The sequence below is a fragment of the Candidatus Darwinibacter acetoxidans genome (genome assembly GCF_041936445.1).
Taxonomy (GTDB): domain Bacteria; phylum Bacillota; class Limnochordia; order Darwinibacteriales; family Darwinibacteriaceae; genus DTU010.
The window spans coordinates 1-2,436 of the sequence record NZ_JBHGXH010000141.1 but is presented as its reverse complement, the minus strand read 5'-3'; the positions used below and the strand labels follow the sequence as shown (position 1 = coordinate 2,436).

Below are 2,436 nucleotides of genomic sequence, written 5' to 3'. Positions count from 1 at the left end.
GGAACCTTTGCTGAATTGCAGCCTGGCCCAGGCGGTGCCGAAGGGCGGCCTGTCGGTTGTGGCGAAGTAGGTGATCCTGGATATGTTGTTAATCCTGCCTTCTGGAATGAACAATCTGCGGCCGGTGGCGATGGGATGGCGGTCGCTGTTTAACCATAATATTTCTGCTGCCAGGCTGCCGCTTCTAATATTCTCTGCAGGGGCAAAAACGTTAAAGCTTAAAAACAGGGGATAACAGCACCTGTTAATGGGGATATCCCTGAATAGACTGGCTGCGCCGGGATCCAGATTTGCTTCCTGTGTTCCTTCAAAGGGGTTGCCGCTGCTAATGCTGACATTGCTGAATGACCAACCCGCCAAACCGGTTTCAAAACTGGGGTTTGGGACAAAATTTATACATCCGGGATCGATTTTCGGCGCGGCTGAAGCGGGGGAATATAAACAGCCGGGATTACTGGTGGCACACCCGAAAGAGGACGGCTTGAAAGTTTTACATTGTAAGTTTTTAGCCATAATAGTCTCAACTGCCTTTTGCAGAAATCAATATATCAATATGATATTCACCCCCGGAAGTTTTGACACTTCCGCCGGCCCTCAAACCCCTATGCATCGTTGAAAAATGTAAAAAAATGCAGGCCGGGGCATGCCTCGCTCGCCGGTAAGGCTGAGCGATTCTGTTGATGGAGTTGCTTTTTCTTTTTCAGCCTTTATCTGTTTACTTTCCCGTTACGAGTCCGGGCTGCTCATAAGCCGCCCCTACAAGCCTGCCGCAGCACTCTCATTCAAAAAAGAGCAGGCTCACAGCTGACAGGAAACGTTCTGGTATACTCCCCTTCGACCTCCGACTTCATACTTCCGACCTCTAAAATGCGTAGGGGCGGGCTTCCACGCCCGCCCGAAATGAGGTTCCTTCTTGCCCGCTGCATCGTAAAAATCGTAAAAAAGTACGGGCGAGGCACGCCTCACCCGTAAGCGATGAGTCAAACTCACCGTCCCTGACATAAAAGTCCCCCTTTATTAAAGGGGGATTTAGGGGGATTTAGGAATTTATAGGGGCTGCTCAAAAGTCCGTGAGCAGCCCCGGGCCAATATTATTTTGATCCGGGCGGCTCAAATATCTGTATCTCCGCGGCGGCGTGCGCGCAGCGCCGCCCCGGCAATAAGGCAGGCCAACCCGGCCAGGTTTGCGATCGGGAGCGCCGCCGAACTCGTCCGGGGCAGTTCGGGCTTCTCATCTTCCTCGCTGCCCGCTTCCCAGGTGGTCTGTGCTTCGCTGGCCAGGTAGCTCCCGGCCGCTTCGCCGGCAAAGAGCAGCCGGGCGGAGATGGTATCGGTTCCCGGGGAGAGGTCCCGGTAGCTGAAGGTGGCCACGCCGCCGGCCAGCTTCACCACCTCGCTGTAATTATTGGCCCCGGTGACGGTAAAGAGCGCCTCCAGCAGGCCGGTATCCACCACGCTGCCCTCGCTGTCCAGCAGGGCGGCCGTAACCGTGTTCAGCCCGCCGTCCTTCAGGATGCTGCCGCTGGTGACGAGCTTGAGCTCCTTGAGCCAGGGTTCGCAGTGCACTTCTCCCACCACAAGATCGCCGCCGGTCTCCTTATCCGCCGTTGACGGGCCCGCCTCCGAGCCCCACCAGTTCAGCGGCGCGTTAAAAGTGACACCATCCATTCCGTTAGCTATGCCCGCCTTGGCATTGCCGGTGAAGCTGTTTAAGAAGGCGGTCACGGCACCGGCGGAAGCCCCGGTGAGGTCGTCGACCATGATGCCGTGCTCATTGAGATGGAAGAGATTGTTGAAGATATTCACTGCCGAATCGGGGTTGCTGAGCGCAGCATTTATGCAGAGGCCGTGCTCATTTTCCAGGAAAACATTTGCCTGAATATCGGCGCGGAGGGAATCCTCCCCTTCCTCTTCAATATAGAGGTAGATTCCGTAGTTCCATCCTGACAGCTTGTTGCCCTGGACGTTTATATCTGCACCGCCGCCAGACGCGGGCCCTTCCATTACTTTAAATTTCCTGTCTTTCCTGCCGTTCAATCCGGAGGACTTCTTGTCCTTCTTGTTTATCGCTGCCTCGTCGTTCTCGTCCCCCTTGTTTATATCCGCGTTGCCGTTTATCGAGTAAGTAGCGTATCCTTCACCCTCTACTTCAATTAAAATTCCTATTGCTCCATCAACATCGGCATAGCTTTCCTTTAACAGGATCAAGTTGTTCTCAATGTTTATTTCTCCGCTGACGACGGGGCATTGAATGCCGTATAGATCACCGTTATCATGCTCTAAGGTGATTGTGTTGCCGTATATAGTAACATTTGAACTCTCAATGTAACCAAAATCCAGGGCAATATCTTCAACTTGAAAATCATTTTCCCGGATTTCGCCTGTACTGTATATGCAGTCGCCTATGAACACACCGTCGTCGCCTGAGAATTGGTT

The 2,436-nt window shown here is 53.4% G+C and carries 1 protein-coding gene and 1 pseudogene; both read right to left on the bottom strand.

The genetic code is table 11. From position 1 onward, the window contains the following. A pseudogene (locus tag ACE4YL_RS05175) lies at positions 1–513 on the bottom strand (hypothetical protein); the annotation flags it as partial. Between the two features lie 597 nt (positions 514–1,110). After that, the coding region (locus ACE4YL_RS05170; RefSeq protein WP_461369328.1) for an Ig-like domain-containing protein at positions 1,111–2,436 on the bottom strand (1,326 nt) is incomplete at its 5' end.